Annotated in this window: 1 protein-coding gene; it reads right to left on the bottom strand. The window is 64.9% G+C overall.

Annotation, left to right across the window (positions count from 1 at the left end; genetic code table 11):
* Window positions 1-56 precede the first annotated feature (56 nt).
* A partial coding sequence (locus BST14_RS32010) for an ABC transporter substrate-binding protein (RefSeq protein ID WP_211280854.1) occupies window positions 57-288 on the bottom strand: 232 nt, incomplete at its 5' end.

Below are 288 nucleotides of genomic sequence, written 5' to 3' on the forward strand. Positions count from 1 at the left end.
GAGCACGCCGGCGAGCTGCAGTTCGCCGGCCGCGCCTTCGCGCAGGCTGGCCTGGCTCATTTCGCCCCGGCCTCTTCCGCTTTCGCGGTTTCCTTGGCCTTGGCGACCACCTCGCCCCAGCCGGCGATGGTCTTCTCGAGGTCGTTGCGGTTCTTCTGCATGGTGTCGGCGAACTGGTCGCGGAACAGCTTGCCGATGTTGATGCCGTTGATGATCACGTTGCGGACCTTCCAGCCACCTGCCAGGTTGGTCATGGTGTAGGAGACCGGGTAGACCGTGCCCTTGCTG

Source organism: Mycobacterium arosiense ATCC BAA-1401 = DSM 45069 (assembly GCF_002086125.1).
Taxonomy (GTDB): Bacteria; Actinomycetota; Actinomycetes; order Mycobacteriales; family Mycobacteriaceae; genus Mycobacterium; species Mycobacterium arosiense.